This window comes from Streptomyces sp. NPDC001544 (genome assembly GCF_042894285.1).
GTDB lineage: Bacteria > Actinomycetota > Actinomycetes > Streptomycetales > Streptomycetaceae > Streptomyces.
The window spans coordinates 215995-238351 of sequence record NZ_JBIAVN010000004.1; the positions used below are offsets into that span (position 1 = coordinate 215995).

24 protein-coding genes and 1 pseudogene are annotated in these 22357 nt (G+C 70.8%); 11 read left to right on the plus strand and 14 right to left on the minus strand.

Translation table 11 applies throughout. The features are described from left to right. Window positions 1-32 precede the first annotated feature (32 nt). The 3 genes and pseudogenes from ACFY0F_RS13785 to ACFY0F_RS13795 form a co-directional block, all read left to right on the plus strand. Window positions 33-284 carry a hypothetical protein gene (locus ACFY0F_RS13785; protein ID WP_388792770.1) on the plus strand — a complete coding sequence of 84 codons (252 nt, stop codon included), beginning with the start codon at window positions 33-35 and terminating at the stop codon, window positions 282-284. A gap of 12 nt (window positions 285-296) precedes the next feature. Next, window positions 297-1481 (plus strand): flotillin family protein, encoded by a 1185-nt coding sequence (locus ACFY0F_RS13790; protein ID WP_388792771.1) that lies wholly within the window; start codon window positions 297-299, stop codon window positions 1479-1481. A 176-nt stretch (window positions 1482-1657) separates the two neighbouring features. Then, window positions 1658-2539, plus strand: a pseudogene (locus ACFY0F_RS13795) (MMPL family transporter); the annotation flags it as partial. Between the two features lie 75 nt (window positions 2540-2614). Here ACFY0F_RS13795 and ACFY0F_RS13800 read toward each other — a convergent pair. Then, window positions 2615-4003, minus strand: a complete 1389-nt coding sequence (locus ACFY0F_RS13800) for a helix-turn-helix domain-containing protein (protein WP_388792773.1) — start codon at window positions 4001-4003, stop codon at window positions 2615-2617. Window positions 4004-4190: 187 nt separating this feature from the next. On the opposite strand from ACFY0F_RS13800, the gene ACFY0F_RS13805 reads away from it, so the two are divergent. Continuing rightward, window positions 4191-4925: a DUF4232 domain-containing protein gene (locus ACFY0F_RS13805; protein ID WP_388792775.1), complete on the plus strand. Its 735-nt coding sequence runs from the start codon at window positions 4191-4193 to the stop codon at window positions 4923-4925. 14 nt (window positions 4926-4939) lie between these two features. Here ACFY0F_RS13805 and ACFY0F_RS13810 read toward each other — a convergent pair whose 3' ends face one another. Beyond that, complete coding sequence (locus ACFY0F_RS13810) at window positions 4940-5293, minus strand: hypothetical protein (RefSeq protein ID WP_388792777.1); 354 nt, start codon at window positions 5291-5293, stop codon at window positions 4940-4942. 22 nt (window positions 5294-5315) lie between these two features. After that, window positions 5316-5996 (minus strand): TNT domain-containing protein, encoded by a 681-nt coding sequence (locus ACFY0F_RS13815; protein ID WP_388792779.1) that lies wholly within the window; start codon window positions 5994-5996, stop codon window positions 5316-5318. 262 nt (window positions 5997-6258) lie between these two features. Here ACFY0F_RS13815 and ACFY0F_RS13820 point away from each other — a divergent pair, with 262 nt between their 5' ends. The 3 genes from ACFY0F_RS13820 (at window position 6259) to ACFY0F_RS13830 (ending at window position 9094) form a co-directional block, all read left to right on the plus strand. Further along, on the plus strand, window positions 6259-7056 hold the full coding sequence (locus ACFY0F_RS13820; RefSeq protein ID WP_388792781.1) for an SGNH/GDSL hydrolase family protein: 798 nt from the start codon (window positions 6259-6261) through the stop codon (window positions 7054-7056). Window positions 7057-7246: 190 nt separating this feature from the next. Beyond that, window positions 7247-7744: a SigE family RNA polymerase sigma factor gene (locus tag ACFY0F_RS13825; RefSeq protein ID WP_388792783.1), complete on the plus strand. Its 498-nt coding sequence runs from the start codon at window positions 7247-7249 to the stop codon at window positions 7742-7744. Window positions 7745-7810: 66 nt separating this feature from the next. Then, window positions 7811-9094: a hypothetical protein gene (locus ACFY0F_RS13830; RefSeq protein WP_388792785.1), complete on the plus strand. Its 1284-nt coding sequence runs from the start codon at window positions 7811-7813 to the stop codon at window positions 9092-9094. 92 nt (window positions 9095-9186) lie between these two features. Here ACFY0F_RS13830 and ACFY0F_RS13835 read toward each other — a convergent pair whose 3' ends face one another. Beyond that, the gene (locus tag ACFY0F_RS13835) at window positions 9187-9531 is read right to left on the minus strand and encodes a MerR family transcriptional regulator (protein ID WP_388792786.1); all 345 of its coding nucleotides are present in this window, start codon (window positions 9529-9531) and stop codon (window positions 9187-9189) included. A 545-nt stretch (window positions 9532-10076) separates the two neighbouring features. Between ACFY0F_RS13835 and ACFY0F_RS13840 the strand changes: the two genes are divergently transcribed. Further along, window positions 10077-10448: a hypothetical protein gene (locus tag ACFY0F_RS13840; RefSeq protein ID WP_388792787.1), complete on the plus strand. Its 372-nt coding sequence runs from the start codon at window positions 10077-10079 to the stop codon at window positions 10446-10448. Between the two features lie 142 nt (window positions 10449-10590). On the opposite strand, the gene ACFY0F_RS13845 is transcribed toward ACFY0F_RS13840, so the two are convergent. From ACFY0F_RS13845 to ACFY0F_RS13865, 5 genes are all read right to left on the minus strand, one after another. Continuing rightward, a complete protein-coding gene (locus ACFY0F_RS13845; protein ID WP_388792789.1) occupies window positions 10591-10917 on the minus strand; it encodes an SCO5918 family protein in 327 nt (108 codons plus the stop codon). A gap of 53 nt (window positions 10918-10970) precedes the next feature. After that, window positions 10971-11318, minus strand: coding sequence for a CBS domain-containing protein (locus ACFY0F_RS13850; RefSeq protein ID WP_388792791.1), 348 nt, complete (start codon window positions 11316-11318; stop codon window positions 10971-10973). A 164-nt stretch (window positions 11319-11482) separates the two neighbouring features. After that, a complete protein-coding gene (locus ACFY0F_RS13855) occupies window positions 11483-12973 on the minus strand; it encodes a DEAD/DEAH box helicase (RefSeq protein ID WP_388792793.1) in 1491 nt (496 codons plus the stop codon). A gap of 179 nt (window positions 12974-13152) precedes the next feature. Next, a complete protein-coding gene (locus tag ACFY0F_RS13860) occupies window positions 13153-13356 on the minus strand; it encodes a cold-shock protein (RefSeq protein WP_184848139.1) in 204 nt (67 codons plus the stop codon). A 284-nt stretch (window positions 13357-13640) separates the two neighbouring features. Next, on the minus strand, window positions 13641-14414 hold the full coding sequence (locus ACFY0F_RS13865) for a polysaccharide deacetylase family protein (RefSeq protein WP_388792795.1): 774 nt from the start codon (window positions 14412-14414) through the stop codon (window positions 13641-13643). Window positions 14415-14617: 203 nt separating this feature from the next. Between ACFY0F_RS13865 and ACFY0F_RS13870 the strand changes: the two genes are divergently transcribed. The 3 genes from ACFY0F_RS13870 (at window position 14618) to ACFY0F_RS13880 (ending at window position 15953) form a co-directional block, all read left to right on the plus strand. Further along, window positions 14618-14839, plus strand: a complete 222-nt coding sequence (locus tag ACFY0F_RS13870) for a type II toxin-antitoxin system VapB family antitoxin (RefSeq protein WP_174855695.1) — start codon at window positions 14618-14620, stop codon at window positions 14837-14839. Continuing rightward, complete coding sequence (locus ACFY0F_RS13875; protein WP_388792797.1) at window positions 14836-15246, plus strand: PIN domain-containing protein; 411 nt, start codon at window positions 14836-14838, stop codon at window positions 15244-15246. Before ACFY0F_RS13870 ends, ACFY0F_RS13875 begins: the two co-directional genes overlap by 4 nt. A gap of 167 nt (window positions 15247-15413) precedes the next feature. After that, entirely contained in the window at window positions 15414-15953 is a 540-nt protein-coding gene (locus ACFY0F_RS13880) for a hypothetical protein (RefSeq protein WP_388792799.1), read from the plus strand. Here ACFY0F_RS13880 and ACFY0F_RS13885 read toward each other — a convergent pair. The 5 genes from ACFY0F_RS13885 to pgsB all read right to left on the minus strand — a co-directional run bounded on the left by ACFY0F_RS13885 (window position 15941) and on the right by pgsB (window position 22345). After that, the gene (locus tag ACFY0F_RS13885; protein WP_388792801.1) at window positions 15941-16873 is read right to left on the minus strand and encodes a TolB family protein; all 933 of its coding nucleotides are present in this window, start codon (window positions 16871-16873) and stop codon (window positions 15941-15943) included. The genes ACFY0F_RS13880 and ACFY0F_RS13885 overlap by 13 nt on opposite strands. A 139-nt stretch (window positions 16874-17012) precedes the next feature. Then, the gene (locus tag ACFY0F_RS13890) at window positions 17013-19133 is read right to left on the minus strand and encodes a glycosyltransferase family 39 protein (protein WP_388792803.1); all 2121 of its coding nucleotides are present in this window, start codon (window positions 19131-19133) and stop codon (window positions 17013-17015) included. An 86-nt stretch (window positions 19134-19219) separates the two neighbouring features. After that, a complete protein-coding gene (locus ACFY0F_RS13895; RefSeq protein WP_388792805.1) occupies window positions 19220-20305 on the minus strand; it encodes an NlpC/P60 family protein in 1086 nt (361 codons plus the stop codon). A 43-nt stretch (window positions 20306-20348) separates the two neighbouring features. Next, entirely contained in the window at window positions 20349-20831 is a 483-nt protein-coding gene (locus tag ACFY0F_RS13900) for a poly-gamma-glutamate biosynthesis protein PgsC/CapC (RefSeq protein ID WP_388792807.1), read from the minus strand. Next, entirely contained in the window at window positions 20828-22345 is a 1518-nt protein-coding gene (gene pgsB, locus ACFY0F_RS13905; RefSeq protein ID WP_388792809.1) for a poly-gamma-glutamate synthase PgsB, read from the minus strand. The genes ACFY0F_RS13900 and pgsB overlap by 4 nt, the downstream gene beginning before the upstream one ends. Window positions 22346-22357: the final 12 nt, after the last annotated feature.

Genomic DNA, 22357 nt, shown 5'->3' on the forward strand with positions numbered 1-22357 from the left:
TGCCGGGGCCAGAACGAGGAGGACGGCCGGTGATGCCGCAGGACGAGGCCGTGATCGGCTGCACGGGGAAGGTACTCATCGGAACCCGCGGATCCGCGGGCCCCGGAGAGATCCTGGTCAAGGTCAGAGGCGGTTCGGAGACCTTCCTCGCCTGGTCGGAGGATCCCCTGCCCACGGGGGCGACGGTGCTGGTGATCGAATCACGGGGATGCCGCGAGGTCGGCGTCATCGAGTGGGTGGATCCATTGGACGCGCTCGGCGACGACACCGCCGGCGCCGGTTGAGGAGTACAAGCAATGTTCGGATACCGCGTACCCGCCCCCGACGAGGCGATGTTGATCTCGGGTGGCCGGCGGGGACTGGGGGGCGCGCCGTTCCGGGTGGTGACCGGGCACGGGAAGTTCGTCCTGCCGGTCTTCCGCAAGGTCCGTTTCCTGACCCTGTCGATGTGCGAGTCCGAGGTCACCGAGACCTGTGTGACCAGGCAGGGCATAGCGCTGCACGTCCGCGCGGTCATCGCCTTCAAGGTCGGCAACGACCACGAGAGCATCATCAACGCGGGCCAGCGGTTCCTCTCCGACCAGGAACAGATGTCGGTGCTCACCGGCCGGATCTTCGCCGGTCACCTGCGGGCCATCATCGGCTCGATGACCGTCGAGGAGATCGTCACCGAGCGGCAGAAGCTCGCCGCCGAGGTCCTGGACACCTCGAAGACGGAGATGGCGAAGATCGGCCTGATCGTCGACTCGCTGCAGATCCAGTCGATCGACGACGGCGACACCGGCTACATCGACGCGATGTCCGCGCCGCACAAGGCGGCCATCCAGCGGCAGGCGCAGATCGCCCAGGCACAGGCCACCCAGGCCGCGGTCGAGGCGGAGCAGGCGGCGGCCCGCAAGCAGGCCGAGTACGCGCGGCAGACCGCCGTCGTGAAGGCCGAGTACGCGGCCGAGGTGGACCGCGCCCAGGCGCAGTCCGCGCAGGCCGGACCGCTGGCGCAGGCGCACGCCCAGCAGGAGGTGCTCGCCGCCCAGACCGAGCTGGCGCTGCGCCAGGCCAAGCTGCGCCAGCAGCAGCTGGTGGCCGAGGTCGTCAAGCCGGCCGAGGCGGAGGCCGAACGGGTCAGGATCCTCGCCGCCGCCGAAGCGCAGCGCATGAAGATCCAGGCGGAGGCCGCGGCCTCCTACGACCGGGTCGCCCTGGACCGGATGCTGATCGACCAGCTCCCGCAGATCGTGAAGGAGGCCGCCGGCGGCCTGGCCGGCGCCAACGTCAACGTGCTGAACGGCGCGGACGGCCTCGGTGAGATCGCCGCGGGCCTGGTGTCCCAGGGCCTGACGATCCTCGACTCGGTCCGGCAGAACCTGAACGGCCAGGAGTCCGACGATCGCCGCCCGGAGCAGAACAAGGACAACGGCCTGCTCCAGTTGCGCGCGGGCAAGGAGCGCAAGTCGAACGACGGCCCGGTGGACGTCGACTAGCAGGGTCCCGGTAGCGGTACAGGAGGTCCCCCGCGGTAGTACCCGCGGGGGATCCGGCGGCCGGGCCGTACTGCGTTCTCAGTAGCCGGAAGTGTCGGCAGGCGCACGACGACAGGAGGGCACGTTCCCGGAGAGCCTTGGCGGACAGTCGGCACCAGATGTGGAGACCTCCTGCCGTGGCTACCTTCCTGTATCGAGTGGGCCGTCTGGCCTTCCGGCGGCGCTGGTACGTCGCCCTTGTCTGGGCGGCCGTCCTGGCCGCCGTCGGATTCGGCGCGCTCAAGGCCCCGGGGGCCGCCGACGAGGGGTTCTCCATGCCGGGGATCGAGTCCCAGAAGGCGTTCGACCTGCTGGAGCAGCGCTTCCCCGGGGCCAGGGCCGACGGCGCGAGCGCCCGCGTCGTCTTCGTCGCGCCGGACGGTGAGAAGGTGACCGCCGCCGAGAACAGGCGGACCGTCGAGAAGGCGGTCACCGAACTGGCCCACGGCCCGCAGGTGGCGAGCGCCGCCGACCCGTTCCGGGCGAAGGCGGTCAGCAAGGACGGTACGACGGCGTACGCGACCGTCACCTACAAGGTCAAGGGCAGCGACCTCACCGACGCCGCCAAGAGCCACCTGCAGAAGGCCATCGACAGGGCCCACGACTCCGGGCTGACCGTCGAGGCCGGCGGGAGCGCGGTGGACGACCGCGGCGGCGCGGGCGGCGCCGCCGAGGGCATCGGTATTGCGATCGCCGCCGTCGTCCTGCTGATCACCTTCGGTTCACTGGCCGCCGCCGGGCTGCCGCTGCTCACCGCCGTCATGGGCGTCGGCGTCAGCATGGCCATGATCCTGGCCCTGTCCCACGCCCTCGGCCTGTCCACGACGACCGGCACCCTGGCGATGATGCTGGGCCTCGCGGTCGGCATCGACTACGCGGTCTTCGTCGTCTCCCGCTACCGCGAGGAGCGCGCCCAGGGCCGTGCGCCCGAGGAGGCGGCCGGGCTGGCGGCCGGCACGGCCGGTTCCGCGGTCGTCTTCGCGGGACTCACCGTCGTCATCGCCCTGGCCGGGCTCTCGTCGTCATCGCCTACCAGTCGGGCCTCGTCCAGGCGGCCCCGCCCGCGCCCTGACCCGGAGCGCGCGAGGACCGGGTCAGCCCTCCCGGACGATCCACTCCCCGCCGCCCAGCGGGTAGTCGTACCCCGGGCGGCCCACGTCCGCGCTGGTGCGGAACGGGGTGCCGTCGTCGTCGATGTGGACCGTGCCGTGACGGCTGCCGCTGGACCAGTCCAGGGTGAGGTCCCAGCGCACGTCGTGCGCCCTGGTGTGGGCGGTGACGTAGAAGACCTCCGGGTCGGACTCGCTGACCTTGTACGGGAAGTCGCGCCGGCCGTTCTTGACGGTGACCGTGGGGCTGCCCTCGTCCAGGTCGATGTCGAACGACTCGGTGTCGACGCCGCCGCCGCAGCCGACGCCCATCGAGTAGTCGTTCCAGGCGAGCGGCGCGCCCTTGGCGAGGACCCGTACGTGCAACGCCTGCAGGACGACGGTGTCCTCGCCGGTGCCCTGGACGGTGAGCGCGATCCGCTGTTCGCCCGACGAGACCGCCCCGTAGGCGGCGGCCCAGCGCGGGGCGTCCTGCTCGCTCGCCGGCGGGCCGACCTGCTCGGGTCCGCTGTCCACGAGGAAGTGCTGGCTGCACGGGCTGTCGTAGACGTAGGGACGGGTGCCGACGGTGAACGGGACGGCGTCGGAGGTGTTGTCGCCGGCGGGCCGGCCCGCACTCCGCCTGCCGTCGCCCTTCGGGGCGCCGGTCCCGGTGCTCCGGGAACCGGCCACCGCGGTGGGGGACTTGGTGGGCGACGCGGACGGCCCGTGTCCGCTCCTGACGGCGGACGGGGTGGCGGAGGGCTGCCCGGGGGCGCCGGCCTCCACGGGGCCGGTGGAGGCCGGCACCGTGGTGTCCCCGGCCGGGAGGGGCGTCGGCTGCAGGGCGTACACGACGGCTCCCAGCGCGGCGACCACCGCGGCGGAGGCGATCAGCGCGGTGCTGCGACGACGCAGCCGGGAGGGACGCCGGGACAGCGCGGCCCCGGCCGCCGTGTCGATGACAACCGGCTCACCGCTCTCGGCGTCGCCCTCGGCCCCGTTGCCGGATGCGGTCTCTCCCACGGCCCCGCCCTCACCCCGTCCGGGATCCGCCGCATCCACCGCATCGGCCGGACCGTCCGGACCGGCGTCCCGGGCCGGCTCCCGCTCCGTGACCTGTTCCGCCCTGCGCCCACGCGCCGCGTCCGCCAGGATCCAGCGCCGGTGCAGTTCCACCAGCTCCTGCGGCGTCGCCCGGCAGACCTTCGCGAGGCGCTCCACCGGTGCGTACTCGACCGGCACCGCGGTGCCGTTGCAGTAGCGGTGCAGCGTCGACGTGCTCATGTGCAGCCGCTTGGCCAGCGCCCCGTAGCTCAGCCCCGAGCGGTCCTTCAGCTCCCGCAGCCGCCGTGCGAACGCCTCGGTCTCCCCGGCCTCCCCTGCCCCTGACACCCGTTCCCCTCATTCCCCGCATTCCAGTCGCGCGTTCCAGGGCCCTTGCGTTTCCCCTGGTCAGAGCGCATTTCGGCGTTCCAGCGTCCCCAACTCCCCGCTGTGCGTGGCGGTTGGGACGGATCACCGCACAAGCTTCGGTCATCCAATCACCACCGCCACCCGAACACCGAAGGGGCACGGCAACATGTCCACTCTCCGCACCTCCCGCATCCGTCTCGCCGGCGCCGCCGCGACCGTCGTCGTCGCCGCGCTCTCCCTGAGCGCGTGCAGCGACGGGACCGGTCTGCACACCGAGCCCCGACCGGCGGCCACCTCCGCGGGCCACTCCACCGCCTCCCCCTCCGCGGGCTCCCGCGCCGACTCCTCCTCGCTCTCCTCGAACACCGCGGCCCCCTCGAACGGCTCGGCCTCCTCGAAGGGCTCCGCCCACTCGAACGGCTCGTCCCTCTCGAAGACCTCGGTCTCCTCCAAGGCACCCGTCTCCACGGGCACGCCGGTCACCTGTGAGGGGTCCAACACCAGGACGGTCGCGGCCCCGCTGAACCGCCCCGTGAACCACATGCTGCTCACGGTGACCAACACCGGCAGCAAGAGCTGCTACCTCTACGGCTACCCGTCCGTCAGCTTCGGTGAGGCCCAGTCCGTGCCGCCGGTCATCGAGGAGTCGAAGCCGCAGGCGGTCGTCACGCTCCAGCCGGGGGAGTCCGGGTACGCGTCGGTGAGCCTGTCCGCCACCGACGGCAGCGGCTCGAACGGCCACACCGCGAAGACGCTGACCGTCTACTTCCAGGGGCGCTCCGGCAGTGGGAGCACCGGCCCGGCCGCCCACCCGGCACTCCCCGCGAAGGGCGCCTACGTCGACGACTCGCTCAAGGTCTCGTACTGGCAGCAGTCGATGGACGACGCCGTCAGCTGGTGACGTCGCCCTGGGCCTCAACCGTCACCGGCCGCCCCGGTGCCCCGACGAAAGTCCTCCCACGCCTGCCGCTGGATCTCCTCGGCGTCCGACAGCAGCCTCTCCAGGGGCTCCGCGGCCGCCGAGGAGGGAGCGGGCAGCCGCGTCAGCGTGTCGTAGAGGTACGCGCAGGCTTCGGCCTCGGTGCCGCAACGCCGCATGACACTGTCCTGGGCGCGTTGCCGCAGGCCGACGGTCCAGGCATCCGCCTCCTGCCGCAGGAAGTAGTAGGCGTCGGGCTGGACGGGCACGTCGTGGACACCGGCGATCTCGTAGTAGGCCTCGGGAACGCCCGCCTGGCGGAGTCGCGCGACGAGTTCTGCTCTGTCCATCGGGTCGCTGGGCCGTGTCGGCCTAGGTCAGCTCCTTCAGCTTGTGCGCGGTGACCAGCGTGGGGATCGTGTCCGTCGTCACGTACTGCAGGCCCAGGCCGGGCTGGCCGAACCAGGGACGGATCGGGCCGGCCTCGACGGTGAACGGCTGGTCCACCCGGTAGAGGTGGTAGCTGAACGGATACCTCGAGACGTAGGTGTCCAGATTGCTGGGCGGAAGCGCACGCTTGGCGTACGGAGTGCCCGCGGGGGCGAGGAAGTTGCCGAGACCGCTGCCGAAGAGGTCGACCAGCTGCCCCTTGCGGAGTGTCACGGGACGCTCGACCGGCTTGCCGTTCACCAGCACGAAGCCCTGGTGGTCGGGGTACCACCAGCCCGACTTCCCCGTCGTGGGATCCGTCTGCCAGTAGCACCCGAGGAACCAGTAGGCGGAGGTGTGATCGGTGCGCTGATAGCCCCTCAGCATCGCGCCGATGGCGCCCGACTGGGGGAGGTACTTCGGCCCCAGCCGCCAGTCGTCGAGGTAGTACCGCTCGTACGCCGTCGTCGGCGCCGAGTTGGTGCCGCGGGCGCGGTCGGTGGTCGGGCAGTACGTGCTGTGCCCCGGCCGGGTGTGGTCGGCCTGGGCCGTGGCCGGGGAGATGCCGATCAGCAGGAGGAGCGATGCGAGGACGCTCCCTGCGAAGGCGCGCAGTACGCGCATCCGGGGTCCCTTTCTCTTCTGGTTCTCTTCTGACCGGACGGCCGGCCTCGTCGTGTGACTAGGGCCCAGTTCACGCGCGGCATACGCCGAAGGAGCGAAGGCCGCGCGGTAAGTCACCCGAACCGGTGAGCGGAATTCCTCGGACGGCCCAACGCCAACCCCAACTTCTCTGTCTGACAGGTGAGTTGCGAGGAGCGTCCCGTAGGCAGCTCCCCTTCCGCGTCTCGATCATCCATTCGAACCCAAGATCCAGAAGGAACTCATGCGTACATTGACGTCGATCGCCGCCGGCGCCGTGCTGGCTTTCGCCGGGCTCACGACGGTGGCCGGTGCCCCCGCCCAGGCCGCGGGAGATCAGCAGTACGTGGCTCTGGGAGATTCGTACGCATCCGGGGTCGGCGCGGGTCACTACGACCCGGCCAGCGGTGACTGCAAGCGCAGCACGCTCGACTACCCGGCCCTGTCGCAGGCCGCGCACCCGCAGTACACGCTGAAGGACGTCTCCTGCAGCGGCGCGACCATCGCGGACGTGCGCGACAAGCAGCTCTCCGCCCTCAACGGCGACACCGACATCGTCACCCTCACGGTCGGCGGCAACGACGCCCAGTTCTCCTCCGTGGCCCAGGACTGTCTGCTGAACACGGACAGCTACTGCAAGACGGCCACGTCGTGGATGTCGTCCTACGCCAGGAACCAGATGGTGACCGAGCTCGCCGGCCTGTACAGGGACGTCAAGTCCCGGGCCCCGCAGGCCAGGATCATCGTCCTCGGCTACCCGGAGGCGCTCTCCCCGACCGGGACCTGCCCGGTGATCGACCTCAGCCCCGCCAAGCGCGGCTACATGAACGGGTTCGCCGACGCGCTGGCCGAGGGCACCAAGGCCGCGGCGGCGCAGCAGTCGGTCACGTTCGTCGACCTGCGCGACACGTTCAAGGGCCACGGGGCGTGCGGCTCCGACGCGTGGATCAACGACCTGAACCACGCCTCCGAGGTCTTCCACCCGAACCTGCAGGGGTACCTGTCGGGTTACTCCGACCAGCTCAACAAGGCCTGGGGCTGACCCCTTGGCCGCCCCTGGGCTGCCCGGGCCGGTGACCGGCCCGGGCAGCCGTACCGTCGAACGTCCCGTGTGTGCGGATCACCGCCGGAGCGGCCGTCACCACATCCGCGACGCCGATTCCGGCGGACGCGTAACGCGCAGGCACCCCCACCGCGTGTAAGAGGTGACGTCCGACCATGAAGGGACACACGTGAGGGAAGCACCCGCGGACTACCTGGAGTTCGCAGCCGCCCGCAGCGGGCCTCTGTTCCGGACCGCCTGCCTGCTCACAGGCGACTGGCATCTCGCCGAGGATCTGGTTCAGGAGACCCTCGCCAAGATGTACCGGTCCTGGCGGCGGATCAGCCGGGTGGAAGCCCCGGTGGCCTATGCCGACACCGTGCTGGTGCGGACCTTCCTCTCCCAGCGCCGCCGCCGCAGCTCCACCGAACGCCCCAGCGACCGGCTGCCCGAGGCGGCCGGCCCGACGCGGGACGCGGAGCTGCGGATGACGCTGCTGGACGGCCTGGCCCGGATGACGGCCAAGGACCGTGCCGTACTGGTGCTCCGCTACTGGGAGGACCGCTCGGTGGAGGAGACCTCACAGGTCCTGCACGTGTCGCCGGGAGCCGTTCGTTCCCAGAGCAGGCGTGCCCTGGAACGGCTGCGTGCCCTGCTCGGCGATCAGTTGGCCGACCTGACCGCATGACGAGCACGGTCCGGCGGCGCCCCTCGCGCCCGGGCCGACCGACGCCCACACGAACGGAGATCCACCATGTCACTCAACGAGGACCTCGACGAAGGGCTGACCCGCGCCATGAGCCGTGCCGCGGGCGAGTTCCCGCCCCACTCCGCCGACCTGGTGCAGCGGTCCGTCGCGCGGGGGCGGCGGATGAAACTGGTCCGCGCCACCCAGGTCGCCGCCGCCACGGCCGTCTTCGCGCTGGTCACCGTGGGCGGCACCATGATGGCCACGGGCGCCGTGCACAGCGTGGGCGGTGACGGCACCCGGTCGAGGCCCGGCGCCTCGGGGCAGTCCACCGAACGGTCGTCCTCCGCCGCCCCGGTGACGGTCAGCGGGGAGGAGATGGTCAGCACGCTGAAGAGTCTGCTGCCGCCCGGCGGCACCGTCTCCGACGCCTCGGGACGGGGGACGCAGTCGGACGGTCCCTTCATCTCCCCGACCGCCAAACTCACCTACTCCACCGGCAAGGGGTCCTCCGGTATCGACATCCGCCTCGCGCGGCTGGATCCCGGCGTCCCGGCGAACCAGCAGGGCGATGGCGGCTGCCTCCCGGTCGAGGTGCGCCCGTACGACAAGTGCACCACCCGGAAGCTCCCCGGCGGCGCGGTGCTCAGCACCACGAAGTCGTTCACCTATCCCAACAGCGACACCGGCCAGAAGCGCTGGTACGTGGTGTACACCACCGCGGCCGGGGTGCAGGTGACGGTGCAGGAGTTCGGTGGCGGCGGCGAGAAGGGCTCGGTCGACGGAGCCGATCCGCTGCTGTCGACCGACCGGTTGACCTCCATCGCGCGCAGCCCGGCCTGGGCCAAGGCGATCGCCGCGCTGCCGGCCGACGACGGCCACTCCACGAGCCCCTCGGCCGGGACGAAGCACGTACCCGGCACCCGTATGACCAGTGTGCTGAAGTCACACCTGCCCCACGGCGGGACCATCTCCGACCTGGACGCGAGCGACGACCTGGTTGAGCTCGTGTACGACGACGGCCGGGGGAAGAACATGGTGGAAGCCGACGCGCAGTACAACATGTCCGCCCTCCTGGCCAAGGACATGGGCTGCACCGGTGTCGCCGGTGACTGCGAGGCCTGGACCATGCCCGACGGCACCAAGGTGAAGAAGGTCAAGGGGCACTCGGAGAAGGGCGGTTCGGCCGCTGTGTGGCTGGTCGACACCCTGCGTCCGGACGGCCGCCGGGTGGTGGTGCGGGAGGTCAACTCGTACGCCGAAAGCGCCCCCGTGACGCGCCCCCAGCCGGCGCTGACGATGGACCGGCTGCTGACCATCGCGCTCGACGAGCGGTTCTTCACCGGCTGACCGTCGACTCGGCCGCCGGCGGTTCGTCTTCCGGGCCCGGGCCTGGCGTCGGCCGCCGGACGGCGTTCCGGACGCGGCCCCGCGCCCGCGGTTCAGCCGGATCCGGAACTGGCCGCCGATTCGCCGGCGGCACGGCGGTACTCGGCGTTGATGCGCTGCGCCTCCTCGAGCTGGTCCTCGAGGATGACGATGCGGCACGCGGCCTCGATCGGGGTCCCTTTGTCGACGAGCTCGCGGGCGCGGGCGGCGATCCGCAGTTGGTAGCGGGAGTACCGGCGATGTCCCCCCTCCGAGCGGAGCGGAGTGATCAGACGAGCCTCACCGAGGGCTCGGAGGAAGGCGGGAGTCGCGCCGAGCATCTCGGCTGCCCGGCCCATCGTGTACGCGGGGTAGTCGTCGTCGTCCAGACGATCATTCAGTGGGTTGTCCGATGTCATGTCACCTCGCTGTGCAACGCGTCGAGGGGCCCTGGTGCCGTACGGCACCAGGGCCCCGAAGGAAATTGAACACCATCTGTCGGCACTACTGACGTGCCGACCTTCTGTTTCCGCTACCCGGCCCGACAGGGCGGAGCGGGGGATCGCAGCTGCGTGACCGGGGACCACCATCCAATCCGGGGTCTTGCGGTACCCGGGCCGAGTGCGTCTCGGGCCGGGCGATCCTGATGGCGTCTACTCCTCCGTTCTTTCTCGGGAGCAACCACTGCTGACCTGCGTACTTCGTATTCAGCCACCCGCCAGTTCGTGTCTGGCGGGTCTCGTTCGACCCTGTCGTATGAGAAGAAGCGTATCCATGCCAGGTGGGAATGTCTACTCTGGCAAAGGTAGATTTCATCCGTCCGGCGGATGAGCAAGCCTGCCGCGGCCGGCCCTCGGGCCGGCCCTCATCGGTTGCCCGGAGCCGCCTGCCCCTGCCGTCGGCGCACCTGCTTCACCCCCCTCGGGCAGCGGTGGTACGGGTGGGCCGCATATGCTCTGCTGCCATGTCGAATCCTGATGAGCTGCTCGTCGCCATCTGTGCCGCGGTGGAGTCCGAGGGAAGCAATCAGATGTCGCTGACCGTGGTCGTCGGCGGTGCCGTCATCACCGGCCGGTTGGCTCCCGAGGCCGTATGGCGGGAGCGGGTGGCGGAGGTCCTGAAGGACTCGGACCGCCTCGGCCCGTTCTCGGACGTCTTCGCCCGTCCGCGCGGCAAGCGGCCCGATCGCGGTGCGGCGCCCACGCATCTGCACTTCCATCTCGCGCGGATCCTGCAGGGCAGCCTCGGGATCCCGGAGACGGGTGGCATGTACCGAGTCGCGATCAAGGACGTCAGCGCATGGACCGTGGGCGACCTCAGCTACTTCGACGAGTGAGACGCCGTCTCCACCTCGTTGTCCGGCCCACGGTGCACCCGCCCACGGCTTGCGAGCGGACGGCGGCACAGCGGTGGGGGCCCTGCCGACGCGCGTCGGCAGGGCCCCCACCGGGCTCCTGAGGGCGGTTCACCGCCCGGCCTCACACCGCCCCGGGGCCGGTGCCGCCGAGCAGTGCGGACGCGGTGCGGAGGAGATCGGGACCGCCCGCGCTCACGCCCCCGGGCGCGGCCTCGGGGCGGCCGTGGCAGGTGAAGCCGAGGCGCGTCATGGCCCTCGTGACTTCGCCGGCGGTGAAGTCACGAGGGTCCTGTCGCGTGATGACCTGGCCCACCTGCTTGACGGGGTAGCGGCGGCGGCCGATGGTCACGGACTCACCCGTGACGGGGTCGGGCCGGACGTCCTTCATCGAGGCCGTCACCCCGGCCTTGGTCAGGTCGAACGGGTACTGGGCGATGACGCAGCGCATGGTGCCTCACAGGGGAGAAGTCGCGGGAGAACGGGCCGTGCAGGCGGGGCGAATCAGCGCGAGAGGGCGCATGCGCCCGGAGCCCGGCCGTACGCTCCGATGCCGCCGGGGCGGGCGGCGGGCGAGGGCGGTGATCCGTCGAGGACGTCCCGCAGCCGGATCCGGTCCGTGTATGCGGGACTGTCGCGGAGGACGGTGAGCCGGACCTGCGTGATCAGGCCCGTGCTCTGGTCGTCCCCGTCGCACACGGTCAGGTACTCGACCCGGGCACCCGCCATCACGGCCAGAGCCACCTCGACGGTCATGTCGTCACATACCCGAGGCCCGTGCCCGTCGATGTCCTCGACCATGGTCACGGGGGCGGGCTCCGGCACACGGGACTGCGTCCGCGCTGGCGTCAAGGGTGTCTCCTTGGGTGAGGGATGGTCGGCTTGGCGGCCCTGGCGCCTGGCGGCCCTGGCGGCCCTGGAGGCCCGGGCGGCCCCTGCGGCTCCCGGGAGGCCACGGGGCTCCGGGGAGGCCACGGGGCTCCGGGGAGGCCACGGGGCCTTCGGGGACCGGCCCGCTAGGCAGCCGAGTCGTTCCCGGGCCCGCGCTGTGCCCTGCGGCGCACCCCCGCGCCGGCGGGACGGCCCTGGCCGGTGCGGCCGCGACGGCTCCGGGACGGCGAGGACGCGCGGCGGGTGCGTTCCACGACCGGCGCGGTGATGACCACCGGGATCCCGGAGGGCGCCTGGGCGCCGGTGATGCGGCTCAGCTCCGCCTCGCCCGAGCGGACCGGCGTGATGTGCGGGGTGATCCCGGCCGAAGCCATCAGCCGGGCCATGCCGCGACGCTGGGCGGGGGTCACCAGGGTGACGACGCTGCCGGACTGCCCGGCGCGGGCCGTACGGCCGCCGCGGTGCAGGTAGTCCTTGTGGTCGCTGGGCGGATCCACGTTGACGACCAGGTCGAGGCTGTCGACGTGGATGCCGCGGGCCGCGACGTTGGTGGCCACCAGGACGGTGACGTGACCGTCCTTGAACTGCGCCAGGGTGCGGGTGCGCTGCGGCTGGGACCGCCCTCCGTGCAGGGCCGCGGCACGGACACCGCTGTTCAGCAGGTCCTTGGTCAGCCGGTCCACGGCGTGCTTGGTGTCCAGGAACATGATGACCCGGCCGTCCCGGGCCGCGATCTCGGTGGTCGTACGGTGCTTGTCCGCGTCGCGCACATGGAGCACATGGTGCTCCATCGTGGGGACGGCACCGGCCGACGGGTCGACCGAGTGGACGACCGGGTCGGTCAGGTAGCGGCGGACCAGCAGGTCGACGTTGCGGTCCAGGGTGGCCGAGAACAACATCCGCTGCCCTTCGGAGGGCACCTGGTCGAGCAGGGCGGTGACCTGGGGCATGAACCCCATGTCGGCCATCTGGTCGGCCTCGTCGAGAACCGTGATGCCGACGTCGTCGAGCCGGCAGTCGCCCCGGTCGATGAGGTCCTTGAGCCGGCCCGGGGTCGCGACGACCACCTCCGCGCCGACGCGCAGCGCACCGGCCTGCCTGCCGATGGACATGCCGCCGACGACGGTGGCGAGCCGCAGGCGCACGGAGCGGGCGTAGGGCGCGAGCGCGTCCGTGACCTGCTGGGCCAGCTCCCGGGTGGGGACGAGGACCAGGGCCAGGGGCCGGCGTGGCTCGCCGCGTCGGCCCGCCGTACGGGCCAGCACGGCGAGGCCGAAGGCGAGGGTCTTGCCCGACCCGGTGCGGCCACGGCCGAGCACGTCACGGCCGGTCAGGGAGTTCGGCAGGGTCGCCGCCTGGATCGGGAAGGGGACGGTCACGCCCTCCTGGCCGAGCGTGGTCAGCAACGGCGCCGGCATGGCGAGATCGGCGAACGACCCGACAGCGGGCAACGCGGGCGTGACCGTCTTCGGAAGCGCGAACTCGCCCCCTGCGGACTGCCGGTTTCCGTACCCGTCGGAACGGCGCGGAACGCCGGAGCGGCCTGTTTCCGCACTTCCTCCGAAGCGGCTGTACGGGCGATTGTCGCGTGCGCGAGTGGTGCGTGTGCGGTTCATGCGGAACCTTCCTCGATGCGGGCACGTGTCAAGGAATTTCCGCAGCAAACGAGCGGCGCAGAGAATCGCGAGAACGGGCCGAAAACGCCGGGGGAGAAGCACCCCGGAAATAAAGCGAGCCGGGACCCGCACCCCAAGGTGCGGGTCCCGGCTGCGAAGTATGCGGCAGTGCCGGTGCGTCAGGCGGGAACGATGTTCTCGGCCGTCGGACCCTTCTGGCCCTGCGCGATGTCGAACGACACCTTCTGGCCTTCGAGCAGCTCACGGAAGCCCTGGGTGGCGATGTTCGAGTAGTGGGCGAAGACGTCGGCGCCGCCGCCGTCCTGCTCGATGAAGCCGAAGCCCTTTTCGGAGTTGAACCATTTCACAGTGCCAGTAGCCATTTTGTTTCTCCTTCGGAGACGATGTCAGGAATACACTCTGTGCGCATTCCGTGTCGCCGTGATGATCGGCCGTCGGAAAAACCTAACTGGCAACCACACCCGCAACTGATGACGACAGTAGCACGTCGGTGTCGACCCTGCACGGAAAGTAATTCTGCACCGCCTGTGGCCGCAGGAATGTTTATCGTGTGCCGCGTTGATATCTCATGTCGCGAGTACAGATATTTGTTCCCCGAGCACCCCGCGGGCTTGGCATCTCACCGTTACGCTCACACGCCAGCGCCTCACCGCACCGGGAAGCCGAAGGAGTAGCCCTGTTCCTTGAGCCAGGGCAGGACCCGGCGCAGGGCCTCGACGGTCTGGGAGCGGTCGCCTCCCGCGTCGTGGAAGAGGACCGTGGGCCCGTTGGACAGCTCCTGCTCGACGGTGGCGACGATGGCGTCCGTGCCCGGCCGCTCGAAGTCCTTGCTGTCCACGTTCCAGCCCAGCGGGCGCATGCCCCGGGAGGCGGCGAGCTTGCGGCTGTACGGGGTGAAAGCCCCGCCGGGCGCCCGGTAGTACATCGGCCGTACACCCCCGGACGCCTTCGTGATCATGCGTTCGGCGTCGAGGATCTCCTTTGACTGGTAGGCCTCGGACTTCTTGTCCATGGTGGTGTCGTGCGACACCGAGTGGTCGCACAGCCGGTGCCCGGCCGCGACCACCTGCTTCACGAGGTCCGGGTGGGCCTGCGCCTGCGTCCCCACCATGCAGAACGTGGCCTTCACCCCGTACTCCCTCAGCACGTCGAGCACTTGGGGCGTCCACGCGGGGTCGGGCCCGTCGTCGATGGTGATGTTGACCCCGTGCGCGCCCTTGTCCGAGGCGTGCGCGATGGTCGCGTCGACCGGCTTGACGTCACCGGCCCGCTTGGCCGACGCGCCCGCCTTCGACGACGAGCCGCCCACGGAGCCGGCCTGCGCGGTCCACACCGAGGCCCCGGCGGCCAGCAGCGTCACCCCGAGCGCCGCACCGACCACCTTGCCGTACCAGCCCCGCCTACCGCCGTGCCGCGCCATGTCCGCCCCGCTCCCCGCTGTTCCCCGGTGTCCTCTGATCAGGATGACGAGGAAGAACGGCCCCTGGATACGTCCGTTACCGACCGCGGACAATTCCGGGGAGGTTCGCGGACAACGCGACGATCCCCGGCGGGATCGGGCTGCGCTGTGAATGTTGGTGACGTATTCTTCTATGTACATCACCAACATTGGGGAGGTGTCGCGTGTCCGTGACCCAGATCGATATCGACGACGACGCCCTGGAACGTGCCATGGCTCTGGCCAAGGTGAGGACCAAGAAGGAAGCGGTCAATCTCGCTCTGCACTTCTACGCCGAGCAGCAGGAGCGGGCGGCTCGCATCAGCCGTCACTTCGAGCGTGCGCGTGACTGGGGCGCCGTCGAGGATGCCGAGCGCCTGCACCGGGCGGAGAAGCACAGCCGGTGATCTATCTACTCGACACGTCCGCCCTGGTTCGGCTGCTGCGTGATCCGAAACTGCAAGCGGCCTGGTACGACGCGATCGATGCCGGGGTCATCGCATCCTGCTATGTGCAGCGCGCCGAATTTCTCCACAGTGCCCGTAACGGACGCGAGTACGAGGAGATCGCCGAGATGTTCAGCGAGCTCTATCCCGATGTGTCGGTACCGAAGAACGCGGGACGATGGATCAGCGCGGTGCAACACCGGATGGCGCGGGCCGGGGAGCATCGCAGTGCCTCGGCGGTGGATCTCGTCATCGCCGCCACTGCGGCTCACCACGGCCTGGCCGTCCTCCACGACGATGCCGACTATCGCGCTGTGGCCCGGCACGCGTCCGACTTGGCCGAGCACAACGTGCACGACGTCGCCTGAGGAGTCTCAGCCGTTCGCCGGAGAGGCGCGACGCAGAAACCGGCCGGTACTTGCCTGATCGACCGCCGCGGTGCCCGCCATGTGGTTGAACATGAGGTGTGCGATTCGATTCCGTTCCCATGCCGGCGACCGTCGAGGCCCGGCCTCGTGACAGCCGGGGTTATCCCGTGCCCGCCATCACCCCGTGGGAGGGCGACGAGCCGCAGTTCGCGCTCACCGACTACGGGCGCAGCGCCGAGTGTGCGCGGCGGCGTCTGTGTTCGGTGTGCAACACGCTGATCCCCAGAGGGCCGGTGTGGCGGGTGGTCGGTGCCGCGGAGAGTTCCGCGATCCGCGAGGCGCTCGCTGCCGGGCGGCCGTACCGCAACATGGCGGCGACGCTGGAGGGTCCGGGGCACCGTGCGTGCATGCTGTACGCCTCGATGGTCTGCCCGTATCTGGCTCGGCCCAACGCGCGCCGGGGGCTGACGGCGGAGAATCCGGACGACATGACCGCGCATGTCGTCCGGGGCGCTGTCCGGGGGGAGATGGGTGCCGTGGTGGGGTTCGGCGACTACGAGTTCGCCGTCACCAGGAGCCAGGTCCTGTTCCGCTTTCTGGACGTGGTCGAGTACCTGCCGCATGACACGGCCGACCAGCACCTGCCGGAGCTGCGGGCCGAACTCGCCTGCTCCGGCGGCCGGTTGGGCGGCGGTCAGCCGCGGTAGGCGGGCAGGCCGGTGTGGGGGGTGACCTTGACGGGCTTGCCGAAGCCGTGGGCGGTCTTCGTGATGGTGTACGTACCGGTCGGGGCGCGGAAGGCGATGGTCTTGCCGTTCGGCGACCAGGTGGGCTCGGTGCAGTCGGTGGTGGCGTCGGGGGTGACGTCCTTGGTCACCTTGTGGGAGCCGCCGAAGTCCTCGACGAAGAGGTGGTCGTGCCCGTGGACGGAGCGGACGAAGACGACCTCCTCCTCGTCGGGGGCGAGAGCGGGCTCGGAGCCCTTGGTCAGCGCGCCGCCCTGCTGCCGCAGGTAGTCGTCGCGGATGTAGACCTCGCCGGTGTGGGTGTTCTCGTAGACGGCCGTGCCGTAGCTGCCGCCGACGTTCGGCCAGGTGTTGTCGGTCTGGGGGACGTTGCCCTCGCCCGGCTCGCCGTTCAGGCTGATCTGGGCAGGCTTGCCGTGGTCGCTGGTGGCCTTGACGCCCTCCAGGACGGTGTGGCCGTGGACCTTGGCCGAGAAGATGAGGTTGTTCTTCGCGGGGATCCGGTTCGCCCGGTCGGCGGCGGTCACCTGCCAGGTGGGGTGGGACCAGGTCTGCCCGCCCGGGTTGGCGGCGACGGTGACACGGTGACTGCCGTCGGGGTCGGAGACGACGAGGTCGCCGTGCCCGTCGATGAAGGCGGCCTTGCTGCCGCTGGGGTTCCAGGCCAGGTCACGGACGACGGTGCCGAAGTCGATCGACCTGCCGTCGACCACGACGTGGCGGGTGCCGTCGCTGATGGTGAGTCCCCTGGGCACGGTGAGTGTGCCCGAGGACGGAGCGGCCGTCGCGGTGGCGGCCGTGCCGGCCAGGGCGAGCAGTGCGGCGGCACCCGCGGTGACGGCGGCTGCGGTGCCCCGGCGGTGACGGTCAGGAGCGGACATCAGGTCCCCCAGTGATGTGAATGACTGAGGGAAGTCTTCCAGCGGAGAGTGACGGTGCTGTGCGCTCACCGTCACGACTGTGCAATAGGGAGCCGGCTGGGATGAAGGACGTCCGGCCCCCAGGTGCGCGGGCGGCGCCTCACTTGTGCCGGGCGCAGTCGTAGAGGGTGAAGCTGCCGTCGGTGCGCAGGCCGTACGCGGTGGGCCGGATGCGGGCGCAGTGGGACTTCACCCAGGTGGTGGCGGGAGTGGTGGGGCGCTGGGTGGTGAGCAGCGCGTAGCGCAGCTGATGGGAGGTGACGAGGCTGCCGAGCTGCTGGGCGGACGGGAAGGGGGTGCTGCCGGTGAAGCCGCCCATGACGAGGACGGGTTCGGACTTCGCGCGCAGCAGGGGCTCGGCGGTGTAGGCGGCCTGGGTGGCGAGCAGGTACTTCTCGCCGTGGCGGTGCTTGGTGAGGTAGTCGAGCAGGGCGGTGTCGCGGGCGCTGGGCTGGTCGAGCCCCTTGCGCCGCGGAGCGCGATGGGGGTGCTCGTTGTACGACTTGCCGACCGGGCCGGTCATCGGCGAGGTGGTGGCGCCCGCGTAGAGCGGGTCGAGGCTGGAGAAGGCCCAGCCGGCCGGTACGACCAGGGTGGCCGCGATCCCGGCGGCGAGGGCGGCGTGGATCATCCGCGGGGAGGTGCGCGGCCCGCGGCTCCACAGGCCCACCACCCCGCACAGCGCGAGCATCACGGCGACCGGCAGCAGCCAGGAGACGAATCGGGTCGGCCAGTCGAGCATCAGCGCCCACGCCGCCGTCAGCGCGATCGCCGCCGGCAGCACCAGGTGCTGCCGGTCGGTCACCTCGTGCTCCGGCTCCGGTTCCGGCTCGTTCCTCGGCCCCGGTTCCGGCTCGTACCCCTGCTCGTACCGCGGCCCCGGCTCGTACCACGCCTCCAGGGCCGGCTCGTACCCCGGCACGCCATGCGGCTCGTACCCCGGCGCCGGCTCCGGCGCCTGCTCCGGCTCGTACCCCGGCTCCTGCTCCGGCTTCCGCTCAGGCTCGGATCCCGCCGCGTACTTCGCCTCGTACTCCGAGCGGAAGAGCGCGAGGCCGCCGCCGGCCAGGGCGGCGAGCGCCGGGGCGATGACGGCCGTGTAGTAGGCGTGGTTGCCGTTGGAGACGCTGAACACCAGGGCGTGCATGGCCAGCCAGCCGCCCCACAGCAGGAATCCCGCACGCGTCAGGTCGGTTCGCGGCCGGCCCGCGCGCCGCGTGACGCCGAGGACCGCGGCCAGTACGGCGAGCGGCAGGAACCAGGCGATCTGCGGGCCGACCGTGTCGTTGATCAGCATGTCCCAGCCGGTGTTGCCGGTGGTGCGGCTGGCCGCGGTGCCCGCGACGGCGCCGAACGCGGTGGGGTCGCTGGTGAAGCGGCTGAGGCCGTTGTAGCCGAAGACCAGGGCGAACGGATTGTTGTCGGACGTGCCGTCGAGGTACGGGCGGTGGGCGGCCGGTGTCGCCGAGGCGATCAGCATCCACGAGCAGGACACCGCCAGCGCGACCGCCCCGCCCACCAAGAGGCGTATGGCCCGGTGCAACGGCTTGCCGGGCGCGACGAGTTGGTACACGACGGCGAAGACCGGCAGCACCAGCCACGCCTGCAGCATCTTCGCCTGGAAGGCGAGCCCGACCCAGACCCCGCAGGTGATCATCGGCAGCAGCCGCTCGGTACGAACCGCCTTCTGCAGCGCCCCGGCGGCCGCCACCAGGAGCAGGGTGAGCGCGGTGTCCGGGATGGTGGCACGGTTGAGCGCCACGGTGACCGGGGTGAGGGTCAGCACCAGCGCGGCGATCAGTGCGGCGAACGGACCGGCCCAGGCCCGTACGATCCGGTGCAGCAGCCATACGGTGAGCACGCCCTCGACGACCTGCGGGAGCGCGGCCGCCCAGGTGTGCGGGCCGAAGAGCCAGACGGAGATGGCGTCGGGCCAGAAGGCGCCGGGCAGCTTGTCGATGCTGATCGAGCCGGCGGCGTCGAGCCCGCCGAAGAAGAACGCACGCCAACTGTTGGCCATCGAGCGGATCGCCGCACCGTAGAAGGGGTGGAGCGCGGCGTGCCCGATGCCCCAGGAGTACAGCACCGTGGCCAGGACCAGCACCGCGGCGAGCGCCGGGCGCTCCCAGCGCGGGGCGTCCTCCGGCCGGCCGGGGCGGCGGTTCGCCGCCGGGCGGCTCTCCTGCGCTCCGGTGGGCTGGGCGGCGGGGATGGCGGTCATGGCAGTGGTCCTCGGATCAGCAGGTCAGGTGAGGCGGCGGTGCACACGCGGCTTCGGTCTCAGGCACTTCGGTCACACGCGGCGAGTCACAGCCGGCGGGCCGCCCGGAAGCCGCGGGCGTAGAAGTCGGTGCCGTCCAGCAGCGCGTGGCCCGACAGGTCACCCAGGGTCGGGCCGTTGGCGGCGGAGCGGCTGGAGTAGAAGCGGTGCCGGCCCTGGTCATCCAGGCCCATGTACATGCCGACGTGGTCGATGAAGTCCGGCTTGTCCTTGATGATGGCGAAGAAGACCAGGTCACCGGGTTGCAGGGCGTCCAGGTCGGTGGCCTGCTTCGTGCCGGTGTGGGGGATCACCACGCGGCCGGGACCGTAGGCGGCGATGGCGTAGGCGCGGCGCGGCAGGCCGACGCCCTTGGTGTTCGTCTCGTGCATGGGGATGCCCATGCGGTAGCCCCACACCAGACGCTGGAAGCCGGAGCAGTCGACACAGCCGTAGCGGGCCTGCTCCGGCTGCACGCGCGTGCCGCTCGGGAAGGTCCAGTCGATGCCCAGATAGTCGTAGAAGTCGGACTGCTCGTCGTAGTAGGCGAAGTCCAGCGGGTTCTTGACCGCGGAGTTGCGCGGCCCGAAGTGCGCGGTGCCCGCGTAGCGCACGCCGTCCTTGTTGCGCTTGGCGGGCGCTCCGGCGCTGCTGTACTGGAACGCCACGGCGAAGACGTCCGGGCTGCTGTCGACGAGCGTCTTGCGGAACCAGCCCTTGAACCAGGCGGACTTCTCCATGCCCCGCTGCCACGCGTGCGGCAGCACCCGCACCCAGGCGTCCGTGGTCACCTTGGCCTCGGTGGTCCGCGGCTCGCTGAAGGTGCGGCTGGGTCCGGTGAGTACGGCCGTACGGGCGCCGTCGGTGAACGTGGCGAGCGTGCCGCCGTCGCCGGCCCGGACCACGGTGCGGTCGGGGGAGGACAGCCGCTCGAAGGTGTGCGGTCCGGCGGCCCGGACGCTCGGGTCGGAGTCCGGGCCGGCGGCGGACGTGCCGTCAGGGTCGTCGCCGCCGTGCCCGAAGCGGTCCCAGGCGTACCCGCCCGCCACCCCGGCGACCGCCACGCCCGCGATCGTCCGGAACACGGCGCGGCGAGTCGGCTGGCTTCGCCTGCCGGCATGTTCGGAGTGCATGACCGATCCTCCTGGGACTGTGAGGTGAGAGGGGATGGGTGGGTCAGCCGGTGGGCAGGACGCCGATCAGCAGACCGGAGACCAGCACCACGTACGTGGCCAGGGTCACCGCCGTGGTCGAGATGACCGTGGCCGCCATCGGCTGGCGGGCCATCTGGTAGGAGACCAGGCCGGGGACGATGAAGCCAAGGGTCTGTGACGTGTACAGCAACGGGAACTCGTGGCTGAGGGCGAGCATCACGGTGGTCTGCATCAGCACCGCGCACAGCACGACGGCGGCGAACAGCCGCTTTCCGTAGAGAATCACCGTGCGCTGCACCAGCTTCATTAGGAAGTACGTGCCCGCCGCCACGGCGACCATCAGCCCGGCCATCCGCACGTCGGTGACGAGCGTGAGGGCGATCCAGCCGGGGGTGATCATGCCCCCGGGGGAGAGGTTGGTGGTCAGGTAGCAGACGAGCGAGAAGACCAGCCCGAGGGCGATCCCGAGCGCGGCGGTCTGTGCGTTGAGATTGGCGGGGATCACGGGTTCCTCGTGAACTGGGACGGGTCGTAGGAGTGGCGCGGGTCGTCCGCGTGGCGCTGGTCGTCCGCGTGGCGCGGGTCGTCCGCGTGGCGCTGGTTGTCCGCCGGGCGATGGTCGACGGACCAGCCCTGGCGTTCGGCGGCCCGGCGGGCGAGATCGCGCTGCTCCGGGATGCGGATGGCTTGCGTCGGTGAATCCAGCGGTGCCACCCAGCTGTAGGGCTCCGGCTCGGGCGGACGGGCCACCGAGACCCGCTGGCGGGGCAGGGCGATCTGCATGGTCTCCTGGTCCAGTCCGTCGCCGTCGGGAACGAGGTCGAACGGGTCCTCGGAGTCGTCCACCGGCAGCTCGGCCAGGCATTCCAGGAACAGCTCGCCCTGGCCGTGGATGTTGCCGATGGCCACCAGCGAGGAGTCCGGCCCGAGTTCCGACAGGATCGCCGCGGTCAGCTCCTCGGGGTCCCGGCGGTCGCCGCCGAGATCCACCACCCGCCCGGTGAAGCCGTCCGGGATCGCGTCGCGGGCGCTCTTGGTCGGGTGGCCGATCAGGAACACCGTCTCGGCGGCGAGGTCGGGGACGATCGTGCCCATCTGGCCGTTGCGTTCCACCCGGTCCGGACGGCAGTTGATGACGACGCCGATCGGCCGTCGGATCGCGCCGAGGTCCTCGAGCTGCTTGACGTTCATCAGCGTCGACTCGGGGTCGTTGGCCGCGAAGACGTTGGCGAACCGCAGGCGCTTGCCCTCGGGGGTGACATAGCGCTCCACGGACAGCACGCCCGGGTCGGGCGGCGCGTCCCACATGCCCTGCATCGCGGTCTGCCGGTCGATGCCGAGCAGTTCGGCGACGGCGAGCGCGATCGCCACGTTCTCCTTGAAGGTGAACCAGCTGAAGCCGCGCAGTTCGGCGTCGGTCACCGTCTCCGGGTCGACCGCGATCAGCCGGCAGTTCCGCTTGTCGGCCTCCTCCTGGAGGATGTGCAGCCGGTCCTTCTCCGCCGTCACGCAGATCCCGCCCACGGGCATCGAGCGGGAGAGCGAGCGGGCGACGTCGTCCAGCGTCGGGCCCATCTCCTCCAGATGGTCCTCGCGGACGTTGCACAGCACGCCGATCGTGGAACGGATCAGCTTCTCCTGGTTGATCTCCTGCAGCGCGGGCATCACCGCCATGCACTCGATCACCAGCGCGTCCGGCCGGTAGGTCGCCGCCCGCCGCACGATGCCGATCTGCTCGACGATGTTGGAGATGCCGAACTTGCGGTACACCGGCTCCTCGGTGGCGTCCGGATGGATGAACCGGGCCGCGGTGCCGGTGGTCTTGGACACCGTGACCAGGCCGCCACCGCGCAGCGCGCCCGCGCACAACCGGGTGATCGAACTCTTGCCGCGGATGCCGTTGACCAGCACCCGCGTGGGTATCTGCTCCAGCGAGGCGAAGTGCCGCCGCTGCTCCAGGATTCCGGCGATCCACAGCCCGGAGCAGCACAACAGGACGATGACATAAAGGAAAAGCACGCCGATTCCGTC

Coding starts and splice junctions, on each gene's coding strand:
- ACFY0F_RS13785 (WP_388792770.1), top strand. CDS start 33: ATGCCGCAGGACGAGGCCGTGATCGGCTGCACGGGGAAGGTACTCATC.
- ACFY0F_RS13790 (WP_388792771.1), top strand. CDS start 297: ATGTTCGGATACCGCGTACCCGCCCCCGACGAGGCGATGTTGATCTCG.
- ACFY0F_RS13805 (WP_388792775.1), top strand. CDS start 4,191: ATGTCCACTCTCCGCACCTCCCGCATCCGTCTCGCCGGCGCCGCCGCG.
- ACFY0F_RS13810 (WP_388792777.1), bottom strand. CDS start 5,293: ATGGACAGAGCAGAACTCGTCGCGCGACTCCGCCAGGCGGGCGTTCCC.
- ACFY0F_RS13815 (WP_388792779.1), bottom strand. CDS start 5,996: ATGCGCGTACTGCGCGCCTTCGCAGGGAGCGTCCTCGCATCGCTCCTC.
- ACFY0F_RS13820 (WP_388792781.1), top strand. CDS start 6,259: ATGCGTACATTGACGTCGATCGCCGCCGGCGCCGTGCTGGCTTTCGCC.
- ACFY0F_RS13830 (WP_388792785.1), top strand. CDS start 7,811: ATGTCACTCAACGAGGACCTCGACGAAGGGCTGACCCGCGCCATGAGC.
- ACFY0F_RS13835 (WP_388792786.1), bottom strand. CDS start 9,531: ATGACATCGGACAACCCACTGAATGATCGTCTGGACGACGACGACTAC.
- ACFY0F_RS13840 (WP_388792787.1), top strand. CDS start 10,077: ATGTCGAATCCTGATGAGCTGCTCGTCGCCATCTGTGCCGCGGTGGAG.
- ACFY0F_RS13845 (WP_388792789.1), bottom strand. CDS start 10,917: ATGCGCTGCGTCATCGCCCAGTACCCGTTCGACCTGACCAAGGCCGGG.
- ACFY0F_RS13855 (WP_388792793.1), bottom strand. CDS start 12,973: ATGAACCGCACACGCACCACTCGCGCACGCGACAATCGCCCGTACAGC.
- ACFY0F_RS13860 (WP_184848139.1), bottom strand. CDS start 13,356: ATGGCTACTGGCACTGTGAAATGGTTCAACTCCGAAAAGGGCTTCGGC.
- ACFY0F_RS13865 (WP_388792795.1), bottom strand. CDS start 14,414: ATGGCGCGGCACGGCGGTAGGCGGGGCTGGTACGGCAAGGTGGTCGGT.
- ACFY0F_RS13885 (WP_388792801.1), bottom strand. CDS start 16,873: ATGTCCGCTCCTGACCGTCACCGCCGGGGCACCGCAGCCGCCGTCACC.
- ACFY0F_RS13890 (WP_388792803.1), bottom strand. CDS start 19,133: ATGACCGCCATCCCCGCCGCCCAGCCCACCGGAGCGCAGGAGAGCCGC.
- ACFY0F_RS13895 (WP_388792805.1), bottom strand. CDS start 20,305: ATGCACTCCGAACATGCCGGCAGGCGAAGCCAGCCGACTCGCCGCGCC.